Source organism: Rhizobiaceae bacterium, assembly GCA_023953835.1.
Lineage (GTDB): Bacteria > Pseudomonadota > Alphaproteobacteria > Rhizobiales > Rhizobiaceae > Mesorhizobium_G.
In genome coordinates this window covers 2375410-2396474 of record JAMLJB010000001.1, presented here as the reverse complement: position 1 = coordinate 2396474, position 21065 = coordinate 2375410, and the positions used below count along the sequence as shown (strand labels likewise).

Sequence of the window (21065 nt, the reverse complement as noted above, 5' to 3'; positions counted from 1 at the left end):
GGCGCCGATGCCGGACTTGCCTCGATGGGTCTGCGCCTGTCCGAAATGGTGAGAGATGAGGCGAATGACACACCAGACCCATCCTTCAGACCGCGACCACAGCATCGCCTCGTCGACCGGCGGGTTCAAGCCAGATCTTGTTGCCGGCTTGACGGCCGCAGCCGTCGTCCTTCCCAAGGCGATGGCCTATGCCACCGTTGCCGGCTTGCCGGTAAGCGTGGGGCTCTACACAGCCTTCCTGCCGATGATCGTCTATGCCTTTCTCGGGACTTCGCGCGTGTTGAGCGTCAGTTCCACGACGACCCTCGCCATTCTCACAGGAACGCAGCTGGGCATCGCAGTCCCGGATGGCGACCCTGCAAGACTGATCGTCGCCGCAGCGACGCTGACCGCGCTGACCGGCGCGATTTTGCTCGCGGCATCCGTGCTCAAATTGGGGTTTGTCGCCAACTTCATTTCCGCACCGGTGCTGACCGGTTTCAAGGCCGGGATCGGGGTGGTGATCGTGCTCGACCAGATCCCGAAACTGCTCGGGATACACATTACCAAGGAAGGCTTTTTTCGCGATGCCCTCAGCATTCTGCAACAACTGTCCGAGACATCGCTTCTCACATTGACGTTTGCGGTTGCGACACTTGCGGCACTGCTGCTGTTGGAGCGGTTCTGGGCTCACTCCCCTGCTCCGCTCATCGCAATGGGTGCCGCAATCGGGCTTTCGTGGCTGTTTGGCGTGAGCGCGCACGGCGTCGCGACGGTGGGTCTTATACCCCAAGCCCTTCCTTCGCCCACGCTACCGGACCTGGCCTTGGTCCAGATGTTGTTTCCCGGGGCTCTCGGCATCGCGTTGATGAGCTTCACTGAAACGATTGCTGCCGGCAAAGCCTTCGCCCTGCCCCGGGATCCGCCCGTCAGAGCCGACCGCGAACTCGTGGCAACCGGCGCCGCAAATCTCGCGGGCGCTTTCTTCGGGGCCATGCCCGCAGGCGGCGGCACATCACAGACGGCAATCGTGCGAGCGGTGGGCGGACGATCGCAGCGAGCCTCGCTGGTGACGGCTGCCGCGTCGGCTGCAACAATGCTGGTTCTGGCGCCGCTCCTCGGGCCACTGCCGCAGGGGGTGCTGGCCGCAATCGTGATCACCTACTCGGTCGGCCTCATCCAGCCGGCCGAATTTGCCTCCATTCGAGCAGTCAGGCGAATGGAATTCCGGTGGGCCATAGTGGCGTTCCTGGGCGTGCTTCTGTTTGGAACGCTTCAAGGGATAGTGGTCGCGATCATACTTTCGCTCGTCAGCCTAGCGATGCAGGTTGCCAACCCAACGGTGCACATAATCGGACGCAAAAAAGGAAGCGGCATATTGAGACCGCTTTTGACCAGGCATCCGGATGACGAGACCGTCGAGGGCTTGCTTATCCTTCGACCGGAAGGCCGGATATTTTTCCTCAACGCCCAACAGGTGGGCGACCAGATCCAGGCCGCGATCTCGACCTACAGCCCTCGCGTCGTCGTGCTCGATCTCAGCAGTGCCGTGGACATCGAATACTCCGCCTTGCAGATGTTGGCCGAAGGCAGTCAGCGCCTGACGGAACGGGGTGTGCGGCTATGGCTGGCCGGCCTCAATCCGGCAGTGCTCGACTATATCAGGGCCTCCACGCTCCCCGACATGCTGGGTCCAAATACCATGTACCACAATGCCGAAGCAGCGCTTCACGCCTACGAAAGCAGCGGATCGCTGTCACGCTGAGTGCGGCCGCGACATCGCGGCGTCGGTGTCAGCGCGCTGGAAGGTCGAACGCCTGGCCGGATGCCCTCAATTCATCGAGGGTCTTGTCAAAGCAGCTTCCCGACTGGTCGCCACCAACCCTGAGCGCCACGCCGTCGATTGTGATGGTCCCGGCCTGATTGTCCGGCGTGAGATATATGGCGCGTCCGTCGCTCCCGAGCCGGGAAAAATAGAACGCATAGTCGGTCCCGTGAGACTCACAAAAAATCAGGTAGGGAAAGTCCCTGAACGACAGATCGGCTGCCGAGGAATGGCCTGGCCAGCAAGCCAGGCAAATCAATGCGCCGGCACTTCTGGACAGGGTTCGCACTGTTCTTTTTCCGCCATGCCATGCGAGCGATACAGACGTCATCGCGCAATGCTCCCAAGAGTTCGAATTGCCACAAGCCGTTTCATTTTGCTTCGGGTGCCCAGTTCAGAAAGAATCCGACATCACCCGGAATGCCGCCGGGAAAGGTCACGATCATGGCTTTCAGCTTGAAACCCTGAGGTTTTCCGAACCTGACGAAGCGTTCATAGAACTGCCGGGCCTTGCCCATCAGCGTATCTGCCCATGCCGGGTCTCCGCTGTTGATAGCCCGCCCGCTGTCCGAGCAAAGATCTGACGGGAAGGTGTAAACGAGCGCCTCGTACTTCCCCTGCTTCACCGCACTCATGACGATGCGCCGAATCCGCTCAATCTCGTCGTCCGTCACCTGCCCTTTGAGGAAATCGTCGGTGAAGGCGGTCAGCTTCTGCTGCTCGAGGGCACGTTGCGCTTCGCGCTTCTTCATCTCCGCCATCTGCTCGTCGATGAGCGTTTTGCGAAGCTGATCGGCGCTTGGCGGCATTGCGTTCGGATCGATTTTCTTGCCCTCGGACATGGCTCATCTCCCTTGCGGATATTCTCGGACAGGCAGCGGTCAGAACACGTCGGATACGATGCGCCTTCCAACATCGTCGTCGACAAAGTCGTCCGGGCGTTTTTGTCGTTTGCCCAGCTTGGGCTCGTCGAAAGGAACTTGCTCGTAAGGGATTGAACTGAGGATGTGCGAGATGCAGTTGATGCGGGCGCGCTTCTTGTCGTCCGAGGGCACAACCCACCATGGGGCATGTGCCGTGTCGGTCGCGCGGATCATCTCGTTGTAGGCCTTCGAATAGTCCCACCAGCGCCGGTAGGACTCGATGTCCATCGGGCTGAGTTTCCACTGCCGCAGCGGATCGTCGATGCGCTGCCGAAATCGCTTTTCCTGCTCTTCCTCGCTGACGTCGAGAAAATACTTCAGCAGAGTTATGCCGCTCTCGACGATTGCCGCCTCAAACCGGGGCGCCAGTTCGAGGAAGCGGCGCGCCTTGCTCTCGCTGCAAAAGCCCATGACGCGTTCGACGCCGGGCCGCGTGTACCAGGATCGGTCAAAAATCACGACTTCGCCGGCCGCCGGCAACTGCGCCACGTAGCGCTGCATGTAGATCTGGGATTTTTCACGGTCGGTTGGTGCGGGCAGCGCCACGACACGGAAGACGCGAGGGCTGACCCTTTCGGTCAGGCGCTTGATGACGCCGCCCTTGCCTGCGGCATCCCGACCCTCGAACACGATCACAATCCGCGCGCCGGACTTTTTCACCCAGGCCTGGAGATGCGCAATCTCGACCTGCAACTGAGCCAGCTTTTTGGCATAACGGGCCCCGGACTTCTTGCCGGATTCCGTGCCATCTTCCGGGGAAGACGAAACGGTTGCTCCGCCTTCCGTGCCGCCGCTCTCACCTTCCTGGGTCTCTTTTGCTTTTCTTGCTTTCGCCTTGCCCATCATTTCCTCCGAACTCGCGACCAAGGGCGCGGCCATTCAAGAGCCTATGGCAACATGCGCGTCCGGCAATTGTCGCCAGTCGATTTCAGGGTTCAAGGATCAAAGGGTAAGTTACCGTAGCGCCGGTCAGAACTTGAAAAGGGCGCCGCCGAAGAAGGCCTGCCCGTCATCGTATTCGCCGCCATCGTCGTCGTAGCTGTAGTTTCGCCACAGCGCCCATAGCTGCAGATTGTAGTCGTCAATATTCTGTACCGCAGCCAATCCGATCGAATCGCTGTCGGAACCATCAGCCGCGATGTCCTTGCCGAAATAGTAGTCCACTGAAAATGCGGTTGCACCGATGTCGAAGAAATCGTGCTGATAGCCAAGCTTGGCATATCCATAGCTCCCCTCGACGCCGTCCGTGAACTCGCGGGCCGCAGCGAGGGTCAAGCTGATACCGGTAGGCTTGTGAAGCGCCGAAATTGACCCAGAAAGCGTATCGACATCGCTGCCGTCATTATGGGCATAGGCGATGGCGCCATCGACGTCGAACACGTCAGAGCCACCGGAATACACGGCGGCAATGTCGTATAGCGGATCCGACTTCCCGCCGAGCGCATCCTCGCCATAGGAAGCCCGCAGCCCGAATCCGTGGAAGGTCGGAGTGTCGTATCGCACGCGCAGCTTGCGACCAAGTCCATCGAAGTTTGAAAACGAACTGCCGACCGTCACGTCCGACAGGCCATTGCCGTTAAGGCGGAAGAAATAGCCTCCCGCCGTATCGGAGACGCTGGAATATGCAATGATGTTCGTTCCCGAATTGTCGACTTCAGCCGATCCGTCGCTCGCCATGCTGCCCTGACCGAGCCAAAGCTTGCCGAATCTCTCATTGGCGAATGCAATCTCCGCCTTGCGGAGGTTGGTTGACGGGAAGTCCCAGTCGGGCTCGTCGTTGAATTGGCTGACGGTGTTGGACGCCAACGGTTGGTATTCGGCTTCAAGGGTGGATTCGAATTTCCAGTCGCCGGTCGTATTGAATATCTGGAATCGGGCCCTTGAGCTGGAATTGTCGTTGTCGACGAAATTGGTGAAGCCGTCTCGACCGTCGTCATAGTGGAGCACGCCCATATTGATCTGCCCGGAGAAGCGGACAATCGTCCCATCAGGAAGGGTATATTCGATCGGTTTCAGCCCTTCGGCGCGCACGACGCCCGGGGCCATCGCAGCCGCAAGAAGCGCCACACCCAGCCAACCCGATTTCAAGCTCCAGTTCATCTTGGTGTTCCCCTTGCTACCTCGATCGACCTGGCTAGGACGCGCCCGCCATTGCAATGACGATCACCGTTCCCCAAAGCGTGAGAAGTATCTGGGCCACAGGATAGGCCGGTGTATAACCCAGGACTGTGACAGGACTGCGCGACTTGGCCTGAACGGCAGCCATCGCCGCAGTCATCGTGAGTGCACCGGCGATACCCCCCAGCAGGAGAACCGGGTTCATGCGCAGCACATATCGACCGAAGTAGAGCCCGACGACAAGCGGGGTCAGGGTAACAATGGCGCCGCCGAACAGCAGCCCGAGCCCGACTTCCCTGAGCGCCGAGACAAAAATCGGCCCGGCGTGCAGACCGGTCATCGCGACAAAAGCAGCCAGGCCCAATGACGTCATCAGCGCGATCGCCCCGTCCGGTATTCGGCCGAAGAGTGGATACCGTGTTCGCAGATGGCCGACAACCAGACCCGCGACCAGAGCGCCGACGCTGGTTCCGAGCGAAACGGAGATGCCGCCAACCGGGATATGTATCGCGGCTCCAACCAGTCCGCCAAGAAAGATGGCCATGCCCAGCACAACGAAATCGGTGGAAGTTGTCGGCGCAATAATCGGACCCAGTTCGTCGGCGGCACGCCGTACGATCGGCTCCGGACCGACAAGGCTCAAGATATCGCCTCGTTCAAGGACGATGTCCGGCCTGATAGGAAGCTCGACCTCACCTCGCCTGATGGAACGCAGATATAGTCCTCGGGCCCAGCCTTCCGTGGCAATGCGGGCGAGCGTCGCGCCTGACACTTTGGTGAGCAGCAACTCGCTAATCAGGAACGGTATGTCGAGCAATTCCCGGTCTTCGATCTCTTCGGCCTGCGTATCGATCATTTCGACAATCGCACTCCGGCGGCCCGCCACGGCGACGATATCGCCGGCATGCAGCATCAGATCAGGTGCCGTATCGATGATTTCGCCACCACGCCGGACTCTCAGGATGTAGAGGCGGCGGCCCGGGGCCATCGCCTCGACTTCAGCAATCGATTTCTCTGCCGCAGACCTCCCCGGAGCAATTCTGTAGGTCCTGAACTCGAATTGGCGATAGCCGGAAACCGCGCCTTCGGTCTTTCGTTCGATACCCAGATTTTGCTCCAACTGCCTGGCCTCCTTTTCGAGATCCACGCCCAGCAGCCTGGGACCGGCGACGCTGCAGAACCAGATCGCCCCGACGGCTCCGAACAGGTAACAAACAGCGTCGGCGACAGCGACATGAGCCACAAGGTTGGCCTGCTCGGCTGCAGGCAGCGAGAGCGCGCCAATCGCCTCGGTCGCGGTGCCCATGGCAGGACTTTGGGTCAGTGCGCCGGAGAGCAGGCCGGCGGCAAAGCCGGCATCGAGGTTGAGAAATCGCGCCACTACATAGGCGGTGGCAAGCCCGACGCCTGAGCAAACCAGCGCCAGCGCGACAGACTTCAAGCCATCTTTCCGCATGGTCTGCAGGAACTGCGGACCGACCGAGTAGCCTATGCCGAAAAGAAACAGCAGGAACAGGAACGCTTTGGTCGTGGCGGAAACGGGTACTTCCGCAAACTGGCCGATCAGTATTCCCGCAAAGAGAGAGCCGGTCACCGGCCCGAGAGAGAAGGTCCCGAACTTTTTTGCCCCGATCAGATAGCCGATTGCGATAGCGAGATAGAGCGCCAGTTCCGGATACCGTACGAGAAATTGCTCAAGCCACGGCAGCATTGCGCGCGGTCACTTCTTCGGCGTCTTCGACGCTTCATAGACGTCCCGATAGCCCCGCGCGATTGTTCGCACCCCTCGGCCAATGGCGTCGTAGGCTTCATCGGGCAGGTTGGCCAGAGAGACGCGCATCGACCACTGCGGCGCTTCAAAACCGCCTCCGTTCAACAGCACGATGCCGTGGTCCTCGGCCAGCCGGAAGGCCAAGTCGAGCGGATGGACATTCTTTTTCAAATATTCGACCGCCTCGTCACCGATATTTTTCCGGGCCCAGAACTCGAAGTCGATAAGCCCGTAATAGGCATCGAAATTGGCGTTCGGGCTCAGCTCAAGGCCCAGGCTTTCGACCAGCGCCCAGAAGCGCTTCTTGACGATTTCCATGCATGCCTTCTGGTATGCCTTTTCAACGTCCATCAATTCGGAAAGAGAAAACATCGTCATCATCACCTGCTGCGGCAGGGAGAGCCCGGCGGTGTGGTTGAGGCCGACGTCACGGCTGTCGGCAACGATGCGGTCGATGAACTTCAGCTTGCGGGGTTCAAGCGTTATCGGTCCGTAGCGCTTGTCGAGAGCCTTCAACTGATCGGGCGGGAGTTTCGCGATCATCTCATCGAAGATGTTGTCCTCGTGGACTGCGATCACCCCGAGGCGCCAACCCGTGCAACCGAAATATTTGGAATAGGAGTAGACGCCGATCGTATTGCGGGGAAGCTCGCCGAGCAGGGAGCGAAAATCATCGACGAAGGTTCCATACACATCATCGGTCAGCAGCATGAGATCGGGACGCTTCGTCTTGACGAGGTTCACAATCTTGCCGATCGTTTCCCGGTCCATCCCCATGCCTGTCGGATTGCCGGGATTGACGATGAAGAATGCCTTGATGCTCGGGTCCTCAAGCTTCCTGATTTCCTCGTCGGAATACTGGAACCTGTTTTCCTGCGGCGCTCCAATCTTGACCACCTTGAGGTCGTAATCCTCGAGATGCGTCATCTCGAGATAGGGCGTGAAAATCGGCGTTCCGAGCGCGATGGTGTCGCCCGGGAACAGCAGCCTGTTGGCCTTTAGCGATTTGAATATGTAGCACATCGCCGCCGTGCCGCCCTCCACGGCATAGAGGTCGAACTTGCCGGAGGGACGCGGTTCGCCGCACATGGCCCACATCAGGTATTCGTGCACGATCCGCTCATTATGGACGAGCATGCGATCCGGCACGGGATAGTTGTCGCCGATGATCGAGTCGACCAGCTCATGAACGAAGGCGTCAGGATCGAATGCAAATTTCTCGACCGCGAATTTCACCATTTTCATGAGGACAGCGGCCCCCGGCATGTCGCCGTGCTTGACCAGCCAGCTTTCAAGCCGCGAGGCGATGCCACTGGCCTGCGGCATACCGCCGATGCCGGGTGCAATGTCCATCACGCGTTTGCTTTCGGTGATGGCAAACTGCCCGAGCAGGAAAAACGCTTCGCGCGGCTCGGTCGCGATCCAGTTGGGATTGCCACGACCCGCATTCAGGAATGCCGCTTGAACGGTTCTCGAAGCGTCCTTGGCGAGATCGATCAGTTCATTCTTGATCTCAAACGGGCTCAGGGATTCGAACTTACGGAGGGTCATCAATTCAGCCATGGTTCGCTCCAGATTGCGCTGATCAGCGCGCGGTCGGTTGCACCTTAAGAAATGTCCGATGCGACGAGCTAGGAGAGCAGGATCACGAGGACCATTCCCCAAATCGTCAGCAATGTGTTGCCCACCGCATAGGTCACGGTATACCCAAGGCCCGGGATCTGGCTGTTGGCGCGGTCGGTAACCATTCCAAGCGACGCAGTCGTCGTCCGCGCGCCGGAAACAGCGCCCAACACAATCGCGTCGTCGAAGCGGAACAGGTATTTTCCGACGTACATGGACAGGACGAGCGGCAGGGTCGTTGCGAAAATTCCCCAGAGGAACAGGCCGAAGCCAAGCTGCTGCAATCCCGCCACGAATTTCGGCCCGGCGGAAAGTCCGACGATGGCGATGAACACGTTGAGGCCGACCGAGTTCATGAACCACACTGTTGGTGACGGTATGCGCCCGAACTTCGGACGAACCGACCGCAGCCACCCGAAGAAGATGCCCGCGATCAATGCACCGCCGGACGTGGACAGCGTCAGCGGCACGCCGCCGACATTGTAGACGAGTGCGCCGACGAGCGCCCCGATCGCAATCGCGGCGCCGATGAACATGACGTCGGCGACATCGGTCACCTTGTCAGGATAGCCAAGGACCTTCGTTGCCTGGGCCACGTCCTGCGCACGGCCCGCAAGGGTTAGGATATCGCCGCGATTGATCTCTGTATCGGGAAGGATCGGTATGTCGGTCGCGGTCGCGCCACGCGTGATCTTGCGCAGGAAAACGCCACGCGCCCAAGGCATCTGCGACAATTCCGCCAACGTTTTCCCATCGACCCCTTTGCTCGTGACGTAAACGTCCAGGCCTTCGGTCTGGACCGCCAGCAGTTCACGGTCATCGACCTCTTCGGCGGTGCTGCCGATCAGATTGACCAGCACGTCACGGCGACCGGCGATCGCAACGACATCGCCGCTCTGGATAACGGTGTCGGAAGTCGCCTCTGCGACCTCGTCGCCGCGGCGTACCCGTTGCAAATAGACCCGATGCTCCGGCAGAAGACGCTCCGCCTCGATCACGGTCTTGCCAACGATCCTTGCGCCTTCACGAACACGATAGGCGCGCAGTTCAAACTGGTGCCACGCGGTGCCGGGACCACCTGCCACCTTCTTTCCGGCGTGCTTCTCCTCGTATCGCCTGCACGCCTCTTCGAGGTCGATCCGCAGGAGCGCCGGCCCGAGCAAGGCAATGATCACGGCAGAGCCGATGGTTCCGAAGATGTATGTCACGGCATAGGCGACCGGCATTGCGTCAAGCAAAGCCCTGTTTTCGTCCGGCGTCAGGCCGAGGCGATTTATGGCGTCGGTCGCAAGGCCCATAGAGGCGGAGATCGTTTGCGAACCGGCATACAGCCCCGCCGCCGAACCGATGTCGTAGCCAGCAAGCACTGCGGCAAGATACGCGCTGAGCAGGCAGAGGACGCATACCACCGCCGCAAAGACGGCCTGTGGCAGCCCGTCCTTGGCAATGCCGCGCACGAATTGGGGGCCGACCGCATAGCCGATGGCGAACAGGAACATCAGGAAGAAGAAGGGCTTCAGCGGGCCGGTGACCTCGATGCCGAGTTGGCCGATGATCACCGCCGCTATCAGCGTCGCGGTGACGGCTCCGAGCCCGAGGCCCTTATAGGTGAAGGAGCCGAAGTAGTACCCGAAGGCGAGCGAGACGAAGATCGCGATCTCCGGATACTGGCGCAGCGTGTTGGCAAACCACTCAAACATGATCCCTCTTTCCCCGCGAAAGCGGTTCCCTCAGCTTTGGCGTTCACTCTGCTTCAGCGCGTGCTGCCCGTTTCGATTTGGGCGGCGCTTTCGTCCGCTCCTTTCGGCGCACCCCAGCCGCCACGATGTCGGGCTTGATCAGCTTGAGGCCCCTGGTGCGCTCGTAACCGTGGATTTCCTTCACATCGAGCTTACGCATGAAGTCGATGGTTTCCGGCGTGATTACCTGCCCCGGCACCATGATCGGGAAGCCGGGCGGATAGGGTATGACGAAGTTCGCGGAGACCATTTCCGGACCTTCCCGCAGGCGCCGGTCGCATTCTTCGGAGTTGATCGGAACATATTCGCAGGCTTCCGGATCATAGCCACCGTAGAAGGCCGTGCGCATGTCGCCCTCCGGTGTCCGTTCGCCCGCGTCGCTCCTGAACACATCGTGGAAGCGGCTGAAATTGGGAAGATCGGGCACCTCATGCATCAATGCCTTGACGCGCGCCTCGAACGACTTGCGCCCGGCCTCTCCACCCTGCGCAAGCCGATCTTCGATACCGTGCGAGATTTCCAGCAGCACGCGGATCAGGTGCGCGATGTCGCTGCGTGTATTGTTGATGTTGGATTGCAGCAGGACAGAATTGCGGGACGTCTTGTTGAGCTGGATATCGTATGTGTTGGCGAGCAGCGCCTTGAACTCCGTCCCGTCGAACCCCGCCGTTCCACAAACGAGCGTCATGCGCGTGGGATCGAGGCAGAACTCGTCCTCATGCATGCTCCGCACCTGGTCGGCCCAGGTGACGCCCGGCGACAGGAAGTCGACAAATCCGGTGTTCCGGTATTCCGACGGCACCATCAGGTCGGCGCCGAGTATCTTGAAGTACTTCGAGATGAGCGGATGCGCATTCACTTCGCGCCTGATCGCCAACGCGATCTCGATCGCGTTCGTGACAAGGCCATATCCTTCCAGTTCCATTTGCCGGCGGGCGATTTCAAGGCTGGCGATGAGCTGCTGGTTCGGGCTCGTGGACGCATGCGTGAAGACCGCCTCGCGGAACTGCGACTCGACGGTGTGGTAATCGACATCCTTGACAAGGACCATCGACCCCTGACGCAGCGCGGACATCGACTTGTGGGTGGAATTGGTCTGGTAGACGCGCAAGCGGATTTTTCGCGGGTCGGGAATGAGCCGTGTCCTGAGCAGGGTTTCCCGTGAGGGTGATTTGCCAAGCTCGCTTTGCTGTTTCTCATAGTCAGCGACGGACCCCGGATCCCGCATCCAGGCCTCTATCGCGGCAGCCGCGCCCATCGCCGTGCGCGGACGCAGGAAGGGCGAGAAGCGGGCGAAGCCGAACCACGCCTCGTCCCAGAGGAACACGAGGTCCGGCTTGATCGCCAGGCACTCCTCCATCACGCGCCGCGTGTTGTAGATGTGGCCGTCGAAGGTGCAGTTTGTCAGATCGACCATCTTCACACGGTCGAGCCGGCCTTCCTCCTTGAGCGCCAGCAACGCGTCCTTGATGCTGGCGAGCGGCACTGCCCCGTACATGGAGTAGGCCGTCATGGGAAACGCCTCGACGTAGAGGGGTTGGCCACCGGCCAGGACAAGGCCGTAGTGATGCGATTTATGGCAATTGCGGTCGAGAATGACGATGTCGCCGGGCGCGACCAGCGCCTGATGAACCATCTTGTTCGAAGTGCTCGTGCCGTTGGTCACGAAGAAGACGCGGTCCGCACCGAACGCCCGCGCCGCCATCTCCTGCGCCATCTTGATGTTGCCGGTTGGCTCCAGAAGGCTGTCCAGGCCGCCCGTCGTCGCGCTGCTTTCGGCCAGGAGCAGGTTGAGACCGTAGAATTCCCCCATGTCGCGAATCCAGTCGGACTTGAACACCGACTTGCCGCGCGCGATGGGCAGCGCGTGAAACGTGCTGATCGGACGCATCGCGTATTTTTTCAGATTGTCGAAGAAGGGGGTCCGGTAGCGGGCTGCGATCCCCTCCATCACGGTGAGGTGCAGTTCCAGCATTTCTTCAACCGAGTAGAGCACGCGACGCACGGCTGCCGCGCGCTCGTCGCCTGCAACTGCTTCGACGCGCCGGTCCGACAAAAGGTAGATATCGATCTCGGGGCGAATGCGCTTGAGGGCATTGGCCAGCGCCAGCGGTCGATCTTCCTCGGAGACAGAAGCCGAACCGAAACCCGTAGCATCCAGAAAACTTCGCAGGATCGGCGCCGCACTCGAGGAGGCTTGTGCAAAGCCTTCATAGATCGTAACAGCCGCAATCGCCGGATTGATGATCGCCGCACTAATCGCGTCCTCGAACGACGACACCTGAACGGCCTCATATATGAAGCTGTCTTCGGGTCGCCGCATACGCCGCATCTCACCGATCAGCTTTTCGGTGCGCATGGCGGCAACCGGCGTCACCATCAACATCTCGAAGTAAGGACGTCGCTTCTCGGTGTCCTCAAATGTGTCAACGAAAGCGCCCATGTCGTCGCCGAAGGCATCGTCGCTTTGCCAGTCCGCCGCATCCTGCTTGTAGCGGCGCGTTATGATCGAGCGCGAAATCCGCCTTGCAAGTTCGGCGAAAGACTCGGAAGAACCGCTTTCAATGTGCTCGTTCAACTTGGCCATCAATCGGCGGCCAGGATATGCATGGAACCCTTCGATCGCGCCAAGCGAGCCGAGCACCGACCTGACGGATGCGGCGTCTGCGGTTCCTGCGGCCCAATTGCCAGCCACAGCGGTAAGTTCACGCCACCGGTCGGCACGCGCCGCGGGCATGGAGAAAAAATGGTCGATCCTGTGCGTTTCCTCCAAACCGGAACCAACCATCATTGCCTTCCTCTCTCGACGACCGGGCGCATTGCAATCAACCTGTCCGCGTCGGATAGACACGTCCACGATCTGCCGGTGGTGAAGTAACTGGTCCAATGAAGACAGCGATGGCAAGTATCGGAGAGTAACTTACCGTAGCTTGGTCGCCGAAATTCCTTGGCTTACATGAAGAGAACCTGCGCGGACCTACAGGAAGGACGATCTCTATTTACGCCCGGCAGGCTGCGCCCTGCGACGACCAACTACATTGTTTGAGTGGTGTATCTTACGGCTGGTCAGATGCCTCAATCACAATTGACGGTGATGCATCCTGACAATTGCCGCGCGATGTTGTCGGCAATCCTGTCGCGTTCGTCGAGCAGGTCGTTTGTTGATATATCGCCCACGAATGTTTCTGCTCGAACCACCCTGCCAGTATGTCCGTCCAGCAGCGTGGTCTTGACCTTCAACACGTTTGCGTCAGCCACGACATTGCCGGCGAGCAGGAAGTCAAAATCGGAAGGGCCGGAGGCGAGACTGCAATGCGGATCAAATCCGGTAGCCGCCCGGGGCATGAAGATCGTCAGATCTGAAAAGTGGCTGAGGGAGATTACAATCTGCCGGACGAGACCGTCGCAGAAACTCACATCGGGACGGTGGCTGTATTCAAGCTCGAACACTGAAACAAAGACGGATGGACCCCTGAAAGACACCCGGGGGCAGTTCGCGCTCGCGCCTTCCTCGTGGAGTCGCCCCGTCCTCGCAGTCTCAAACTGAGGGACGTAGCCACCCTTCGGCAGAGCGATCTTGATCGGACCGCTTTCGCCTTCAAAGAGATAGAACCGTTCCAACGAACGACGAAGCCGCCGGGCTTCCATTCGAACGACCGGGTCGAGCGCCGGGTCGAAGCTGTCGTCTCTGCCAAACACAAGGGTCGCGATCGTATACGCTTTGATGCGGTCCGCTCTCCCCATCAACGCTTCTTCGACGACATAGCTCATGAATCGTCGGTTGCGTTCCGATGCGTCAAAATGGGAAGAGTTCAAAACCCGATCCAGTTCGGCCCGAACTCGATCATGATGAGAGTCGGTCGGCCGGACGTCTCCGCCGGGACTCCCAACCGAAGCGACAAGGCTTATCTTAGAAGTGTCCATCATGCCGTCCCTCGGCAGCGTGATCGAACCCTGTTTGTCCGGATGGTGCCGTTGACAAATTCAGGAACTGGGTAAAGCATAACCTTATGAGGGCCTTGTTCAATTGACCAAAGGTGAGTTGTCCTTAGAGGCATTGTCCCGAGGAACACATATGCTTCCCGGCCGATTGGCGGAGCGAGGTACAGGGGTCCATCGGAAAAGCATTGCTGCCGATGGCTATTCATAACTACGGTGCCTTGGCTTGTCGGCGCTCCCGGCTACAAGACGGTTCCGAACGATCATATTCTTGCTTGGAGCGACGGTTCTCCATCGCGCCGGGCTGGTTCGACCAAGCGAGCTGATTCCTGGCCGCGCGCGATTAGATAAAGCTGAGTTCGGGCGATTTCTCCCGGCTCCGGAGTTCTGCCATGGCGGATGGTTGGGGACATGGGTGATCTGATTTACATTGTAGACGACGATGACGAGTTCCGCTCGGCGATCGCCAAATTGCTCGGACTTCACGGCTACGAGGTCGCCCAATACGGATCCGCGAACCTCTTCCTCAAAGGGTTGCAATCAGGAGCAGCGCCGGCCTGTATCCTTCTCGATTTCAAGCTTCCCGGTCTCAGCGGACCCGAACTTCAGCAACGCCTGCTGGAACTTGGCGCAACTTTTCCAGTCATTTTCCTCACCGGCTACGGCGATGTGCCGACAGTCGTAAAGACCATAAAGGCCGGGGCGGAGGACGTACTCACAAAGCCCGTCTCAGAACAAACCCTGGTTGAAGCGATAGATCGCGCCGTGGCGAATTCGCAAAAACTGCGCGCGAAGCACGAATGGCGGCAGGAGGCTCAAACACTCCTGAACAGTTTGACGCCGCGCGAGCGCGAGGTCTTTGAGCGCGTTGTTCGCGGCAAGGCAAACAAGCAGACCGCACGGGATCTCAGCATCAGCGAACGCACCGTCAAAGCCCACCGTCACCGTATATTCGAGAAGATGCAAGCCAGAACGCTCGCCGATCTGGTCTCTCTGGCCGAAAGGCTCGATATATTGTCGGAACAGGAGAACGAAACGCCGCCAACAGGCAACGTTCAGACCGCGCGGCACACAACTCGGGAAGCAATGCGCCGCGCCGACGCCGATGCCCGCAAGCGCGACTGTACGCCGGGACAGGGTCGACCTTCAAACAGGACCTGCTAGGTTGCCATGAGTGCGGGGCCACTGTCCGCGCGATGCGCTGCAAATCAAGAATGGCGGGAGCGTGTGCCGGGTGCAGTATACATAGTTGATGATGACCCTGATTTCCTGAGGGGCATTGAACGTCTGCTTCGAGCACATGGCCTGAACGTTATTGCCTTTTCATCGGTAGAGGATTTCCAGGAATACGCAAATCCGGACCGTGCCGCGTGCGTGATACTCGATGTTCACATGGGGCACGTCTCGGGGATCGATCTGATGGGAATGCTCTTCAGCTCCGGGTGCAAAGCTCCCGTCATTCTCGTCACCGCCAATGATAGCGAACATGTGCGGCATGCGGCCTTGAGCGGCGGCGCGAGCGCCTTCCTCCAAAAGCCGATCCCGGCAAAAGAGCTCTTGGGCGCACTCCGGAGTATCGCCGGCAGCGCATTGCGCGGCATCGATGACAAGCAGACATAGGCGCCGAGCCATCAATACTTTTGCCGTTTACAGTAACTTACTTGCCTCGAGTGCCATGGTGCGTTCATGACTTTGTGCTGATATCATCCATGGTCAAACAGAGCGTTGGATCAATGAGGACGCCGAAGGATCGGTCCATGCTGCTCACAACCGCAATGGCCCGGTTCGTCGATGTATCAGACCTGATAAAATCCCGCGCGCAGGTGGACGATTTTCTGCGGGATCTATGTGAGGACTACCAACTGGCGCGGCAGTTGCTGCTTCGCGAAAAGAAACAAAGACCGCGGCAGGCCAAGAAGATCGCCGAATACACTTCTCTTGTGGACGAGCTGGAAGACGAGATAATGCGATATCTGATTGGCGCGGAGCAAAAGCCTCCCCGAGAGTAAACAGTTTAAGCGGGACATGGGACGTCCTTGCCCACGTACCGCGCGAATAGATGAAGCATTTGGGAGCGTTGGCAATGACAGCCGCAATGAACCCGGCCGCGCCGCACTATCTGCCCGTGTTCATAACTTCTCCAAGCGAATCCGATCTGTTCCTTAACGGCGCAGCAATTTTCCTCGTGGCGATGGTTCTGGGCCTTGGCAGCGTTTACTTCCGCCTTCATGCCCTGCCTGAACATCTCGCGCACAAGAACGCCAACAAGGTACAATTCGAGATCGTCGCAGTCCTCGCTTTGCTCGGCCTATTCACGCACAACAATTTGTTCTGGGTTGCCGCGCTGATCCTCGCGCTTGTCCCCATACCCGATTTCCATGGGCCACTAGCCAATATGGCCGCTTCCCTTGCAAGGATGGCAGGATACAGCGGGCCCCCGCGCGAGATCGATTCATCGGCTGAAGCACCGGCCGCAGTTGCGACGCCTTCGCACCCGGTCGAAGCGATGGCGACCCCCTCGACCGCTGACACACCCGCAGTTCCAGAGCAAACGGATCGGATCAGTCCCAAGGAATAGGTTGGGCGCGCATCCTGTAGAGGCAAGCATAAGGGCTTGAACCATGATCGAACTGCTTCTTTGCTCGCTGGTCACGATCCTGCCGGACTACCTTTATCGGCGCTATGTCCAGGGGAAAAGACTCGGCCAGGAGATCACGCTCTACTCGGTTTGGTTCGAACTCCGTTATGGAATCACGGCATGCCTCGGCTTGACGATTTCGCTCATTACCCTCATTCTGTACTTCCACCCTTCAACGTCGAATGCCGTCTCGATTTTCCGTGCCGTACCGATTCTCCCTGAAGGATCGGGCCGCGTCGAAGAGGTTTATGTCGGCGTCAGGGATACGGTCAAAATGGACCAACCCATCTTCAGGCTCGACAGCGCTGAACAGGAAGCGGCATTGGAGACGGCCAATCGGCGCCTGTCGGAAATCGACGCCGCAATCGTATCGGCCACATCGGACCTGGCGGCAGCAGATGCGCGCATACAAGAAGCTGAGGCTGCTCATCAGCAAGCCTTGCAGGAGCTAGAAACAAAGACAGAGTTGCGCGAACGTCACGACGCTTCGGTGGCCCCCCGCGAGATCGAGAGGCTTCAGTTGCTTGTCGCCGGAAGGGAAGCTGCAGTCGCAACGGCGACGGCGAACAGAGGGACCGTAGAGGCACAGATTTCGTCGGTTCTGCCTGCTCAGAAAGCCAGTGCGCAGGCTCAGCTTGCTGAGGCCCAGGTCGAACTCGACAAGACTGTGGTCCGCGCTGGTGTAGACGGGACTCTGGAACAGTTCACCTTGAGAAAGGGCGACATAGTCAATCCGCTCATGCGACCTGCGGGCGTGCTGATCCCCGCGGATGCAGGTCGCTGGGGGCTTGTGGCGGCGTTCAACCAGCTTGAGGCACAGGTCATCAAGGTGGGGATGGTAGCCGAAGCCACCTGCATATCGAATCCCTTGACGATCATCCCCATGGTCGTGACGGATGTGCAGGGGCTCATCGCAGCCGGGCAATTGCGCGCGTCCGATCAACTCGTCGACATTCAGCAAGCTGCTGCACCCGGAACACTGACGGTTTATCTTGAACCGCTTTTCGAAGGCGGTTTCGATAAGGTTCCTCCAGGCAGCAAATGCCTCGCGAACGCTTATACGAACAATCACGATCGCCTCCAGGAAAAGGATCTGGGGACAATGACCAGCCTGTATTTGCACATGATCGACACGGTCGGGGTGGTTCATGCGATCGTGCTCAGAATTCAAGCCATCTTGCTGCCCTTCCAGACACTGGTGTTTTCCGGCGGGCATTGAGAACTGCAAGGACGGCTGCCGTTTCGAGCGTTTCTCCCGGCTCATTTTAGTGAGTTTCTGGATTATTCGGCCTATCCTGACAGCTGTTCCTCGGGCGGCAACGCCTGTGCGCACCCCGCTCTATGGCAAGTCCGCAAAGCACTCCCGAGCAGAACGCTCCAAATCTGCCCTTCTCGCACCTGTTCGCTTATTTGGTCTTACCAATACAGTCAATGATCCGCGCACAATCAGCGCCGCGCCGATATCCGCCATTTTGACAAACAAATAGTTGAAATTACAAATCTATCCACATTCTTTCTCGCCAATTGCCAACATGCTTGCAGGGCTTTCTCAATTCCGTTAGAAATCGGCTGAAGCCAAATTGGTCGAACCAGATGGAAGTCTGGCGGTCGTTTGGGAGGAGAATGGCGCTCCGCGCCGAAGCGAAAGCCGAAATCGAGGAAAGGGACGACCAATGCATCTTTCGACACACAACTGGATGCGCGCAGAGCCGCTCGACACGACGCTGCGACGCATAAAGAAGTTCGGGTACGAGAGTATCGAGATTTCGGGCGAGCCGGAGCAGTACAAGACCAGCGAAACACGCGCATCTCTCAAGGAGCACGGCATCCGCTGCTGGGGTGCGGTGACGCTGATGCTGGGCGAGCGCAATCTGGCAGCGAAGGACCAGGGCCAGCGCGAGCGCTCGGTTCAGTATGTGAAAGACGTGCTGACAATGGTGTCCGAACTGGACGGGGAAATCATCACCCTCGTGCCCTGCACCGTCGGAAAGGTCGTTCCGGACGGCAACGAGGAAGAGGAATGGAAATGGGTGGTGGACGCCACGCGCGAATGCTTCACCCATGCGAAGAAGGTCGGCGTGCGGATTGCGGTGGAACCACTCAATCGCTTCGAGACCTATATGTTCAACCGGGGGGAACAGGCGCTGGCGCTGGCGGATGCGGTCAGTCCCGAATGCGGCGTTTGCCTCGATGCCTACCACATTCACATGGAAGAATTCGACGTGGAGGAAGCAATCCGCAAAGCTGGCAAGCGGCTCTTCGATTTCCACGTCGCGGACAACAACCGCTTCGCGGCGGGTCTCGGCACCATCGACTGGAAGAAGATCGTCGGTATTCTCAAGGACGTCGGCTATGACGGCGCCCTCACCAACGAGTTCGTCGCCCCGGTCGATCGCACGCCAGCGAACCGCTATCCCGACATGGTCGAGCGCAATCCGGTCGACATATCGCCAGAACAGTTGAAATTCATTCAGGACCACGGCTCCAGCCTGCTCACGGAGAAGTTCTATACCGACCAGATGCGCATCACCGCCGATACAATCCTGCCGCTTATCAAGTAACGCACCGCAGCCCCAGCCGCCTCGCGGTTGGGGCAAGACGCCGGAAACCCAGAAGAGGTGGGGATGCGCATTGCCAAAGTCGAGGCGTGGTGGGTTCGCATACCCATCGAAGCAAGCCGGCAGCACCGGAGCGATTTCGGTCGCCTGACGACGTTCGACGCCGCAATCCTGCGCATCGAAACCGATAGCGGAATTGTCGGCTGGGGCGAGGGCAAGAACGCCGCCGGCAGCGCGGGAACCTACAGCGCGCTTGCCCATCTGCTCAATCACGAGGTAGGTCCGAGGCTGGTCGGGCGCGATGCACGCGACATATCCGGCATCTGGGAATCGCTCTACAATGGCGTGCGGCACGAAAAGGCCGCCGCCGCCGGCCACGCCATGCCCGAACTGGCGCGGCGAGGCCTGAGCGTCGCCGCGATCAGCGCGGTCGATATCGCGCTGTGGGACATTGCCGGCAAATCGCTTAACGCGCCGGTCTGGCAATTGCTCGGTGGCAAGAAAGCCGACCGCCTGCCTGCCTATGCCTCCGGGGGCTGGGCCAATGCCAAGGAAATCGGCGCTCAACTCCAGTCCTATATCGACAAGGGCGGCTTCAGGACGGTGAAGATGCGGGTCGGCGCGATGGATGGTGCGCCGCACATTTCGGCGGAGCGCGTGAAGGCCGCGCGAAAGGCGCTGGGTCCGGAAATCGAGATCGCCGTCGATGCGCATGGCACCTACACCGTGGCCGACGCGAAGCGCTTTCTTCACATGGTCAAGGACTGCGATCTTGCGTGGTTTGAGGAGCCCGTGATTGCAGACGACAAGCCGGGCATTGCGGAAGTGCGGGCCGCCGGATGCGTACCCGTTTCGACGGGGGAAAGCGAGGCGACACGCTTTGCGTTTCGTGACCTCGCCGTGCTGCGGGCCGCCGATATTCTCCAGCCGGACCCGGCCTTCTGCGGTGGCATCAGCGAAGCAATGAAGATCGCGGCAATCGCGAGCGCATTCAACCTGCGATTTGCTCCCCATCTCTGGGCGGGCGCACCGTGCTTTTTCGCGGGCTTGCATTTGTGCGCCGCCGCGCCCTCAAGTTTTGTTATTGAGTATTCGCTTGGCGCCAACCCGATGATACACGACCTTGTGACAGAATCGGTGGAGGCAAAGGACGGCATGATCGCCATTCCCGACGCTCCGGGACTTGGCTTTACCATCGACGAGGATTTTTTGACGGCGCATATACAAACCGGATGACACAAGAAAAAAACCTCTTGGCCGAACTGGCCGCGTACCTCTTCTCCAATTCGGACAAGCAGAGTGGACGTACGCCGTCGGAGCGCGAGTTAGCGGATCATTTTTCGGTCAGCCGGGGGCAGATACGCGAGGCGCTGGCCATTCTGGAGGCAATGCGCATTGTGGAGCGCCGCGCCAAATCCGGCATCTATCTCACCACCCGCGAAGCCAGCGTCGAGGCGCTTGCGCTGTTCGCGAAAGCGGGCGTGCCGCTCGACCCCATCCAGATCTACGAGACGGTGGAATTGCGAAAGATCCACGAGATCAAGGCCGCGGAACTGGCATGCGGCCGCGCCACGGAGGAGAACTTCGAACGGCTGCGCGAAATATTGCGGGAATCCGAGGAAAGCCTCGCGCGCGGTGAAGGCCTTGCACGGCATGATCGCGACTTCCACCTCGAGATCGTGCGCGCGACGCAGAACAGCGTCTTTCATCGCGTGTGCAGCGTCTACTACGTGCTCGGCGAGCAACGCCTGCCTATCTACTTCGACGACCCGGAGCGCGGACGGCGCTCCCATCAGGAGCATCTGCAAATCTTCGATGCGCTTCTGAGGCGCGACGGAAATCTCGCGCAGGCATTGATGAGCGCCCATCTCCAGGGCGCGGAAAGCTATTGGAAAGGCCTGATCGCAAGCGGCAGGCCGGAGTGGGCCGCGCCTCAACTCGAAAGAATCTGA

Annotated in this window: 16 protein-coding genes and 2 pseudogenes; 9 read left to right on the top strand and 9 right to left on the bottom strand. The window is 59.5% G+C overall.

What is annotated here, in order from left to right; translation table 11 throughout:
* Positions 1-181: 181 nt before the first annotated feature.
* Positions 182-1744, top strand: coding sequence for a SulP family inorganic anion transporter (locus M9924_11345; protein ID MCO5064992.1), 1563 nt, complete (start codon positions 182-184; stop codon positions 1742-1744).
* Positions 1745-1772: 28 nt separating this feature from the next.
* Here the strand turns inward: M9924_11345 and M9924_11340 are convergent, their stop codons facing one another.
* From M9924_11340 to M9924_11300, 9 genes and pseudogenes are all read right to left on the bottom strand, one after another.
* The gene (locus tag M9924_11340) at positions 1773-2135 is read right to left on the bottom strand and encodes a hypothetical protein (protein MCO5064991.1); all 363 of its coding nucleotides are present in this window, start codon (positions 2133-2135) and stop codon (positions 1773-1775) included.
* Between the two features lie 40 nt (positions 2136-2175).
* The gene (locus tag M9924_11335) at positions 2176-2646 is read right to left on the bottom strand and encodes a histidine kinase (GenBank protein ID MCO5064990.1); all 471 of its coding nucleotides are present in this window, start codon (positions 2644-2646) and stop codon (positions 2176-2178) included.
* Between the two features lie 39 nt (positions 2647-2685).
* Positions 2686-3606, bottom strand: a complete 921-nt coding sequence (ppk2, locus tag M9924_11330) for a polyphosphate kinase 2 (GenBank protein ID MCO5064989.1) — start codon at positions 3604-3606, stop codon at positions 2686-2688.
* A gap of 90 nt (positions 3607-3696) precedes the next feature.
* Positions 3697-4827: a porin gene (locus M9924_11325; GenBank protein ID MCO5064988.1), complete on the bottom strand. Its 1131-nt coding sequence runs from the start codon at positions 4825-4827 to the stop codon at positions 3697-3699.
* A 34-nt stretch (positions 4828-4861) separates the two neighbouring features.
* On the bottom strand, positions 4862-6556 hold the full coding sequence (gene aspT, locus M9924_11320; protein ID MCO5064987.1) for an aspartate-alanine antiporter: 1695 nt from the start codon (positions 6554-6556) through the stop codon (positions 4862-4864).
* A 9-nt stretch (positions 6557-6565) separates the two neighbouring features.
* On the bottom strand, positions 6566-8179 hold the full coding sequence (locus tag M9924_11315; GenBank protein MCO5064986.1) for a bifunctional aspartate transaminase/aspartate 4-decarboxylase: 1614 nt from the start codon (positions 8177-8179) through the stop codon (positions 6566-6568).
* A 68-nt stretch (positions 8180-8247) separates the two neighbouring features.
* Positions 8248-9939 (bottom strand): aspartate-alanine antiporter, encoded by a 1692-nt coding sequence (gene aspT, locus M9924_11310; GenBank protein ID MCO5064985.1) that lies wholly within the window; start codon positions 9937-9939, stop codon positions 8248-8250.
* A 43-nt stretch (positions 9940-9982) separates the two neighbouring features.
* Positions 9983-12766 (bottom strand): decarboxylase, encoded by a 2784-nt coding sequence (locus M9924_11305; protein ID MCO5064984.1) that lies wholly within the window; start codon positions 12764-12766, stop codon positions 9983-9985.
* Between the two features lie 719 nt (positions 12767-13485).
* Positions 13486-13902, bottom strand: a pseudogene (locus M9924_11300) (hypothetical protein).
* 426 nt (positions 13903-14328) lie between these two features.
* Here M9924_11300 and M9924_11295 point away from each other — a divergent pair.
* From M9924_11295 to M9924_11260, 8 genes and pseudogenes are all read left to right on the top strand, one after another.
* A pseudogene (locus M9924_11295) lies at positions 14329-14934 on the top strand (response regulator).
* Between the two features lie 210 nt (positions 14935-15144).
* Positions 15145-15537: a response regulator gene (locus tag M9924_11290; GenBank protein ID MCO5064983.1), complete on the top strand. Its 393-nt coding sequence runs from the start codon at positions 15145-15147 to the stop codon at positions 15535-15537.
* A gap of 137 nt (positions 15538-15674) precedes the next feature.
* On the top strand, positions 15675-15926 hold the full coding sequence (locus tag M9924_11285; GenBank protein ID MCO5064982.1) for a hypothetical protein: 252 nt from the start codon (positions 15675-15677) through the stop codon (positions 15924-15926).
* Positions 15927-16000: 74 nt separating this feature from the next.
* On the top strand, positions 16001-16495 hold the full coding sequence (locus M9924_11280; GenBank protein ID MCO5064981.1) for a hypothetical protein: 495 nt from the start codon (positions 16001-16003) through the stop codon (positions 16493-16495).
* A 43-nt stretch (positions 16496-16538) separates the two neighbouring features.
* Positions 16539-17774: an HlyD family secretion protein gene (locus M9924_11275; GenBank protein MCO5064980.1), complete on the top strand. Its 1236-nt coding sequence runs from the start codon at positions 16539-16541 to the stop codon at positions 17772-17774.
* 454 nt (positions 17775-18228) lie between these two features.
* Positions 18229-19116 (top strand): sugar phosphate isomerase/epimerase, encoded by an 888-nt coding sequence (locus M9924_11270; GenBank protein MCO5064979.1) that lies wholly within the window; start codon positions 18229-18231, stop codon positions 19114-19116.
* A gap of 63 nt (positions 19117-19179) precedes the next feature.
* A complete protein-coding gene (locus M9924_11265; GenBank protein ID MCO5064978.1) occupies positions 19180-20349 on the top strand; it encodes a mandelate racemase/muconate lactonizing enzyme family protein in 1170 nt (389 codons plus the stop codon).
* Complete coding sequence (locus M9924_11260; GenBank protein MCO5064977.1) at positions 20346-21065, top strand: FadR family transcriptional regulator; 720 nt, start codon at positions 20346-20348, stop codon at positions 21063-21065. The genes M9924_11265 and M9924_11260 overlap by 4 nt, the downstream gene beginning before the upstream one ends.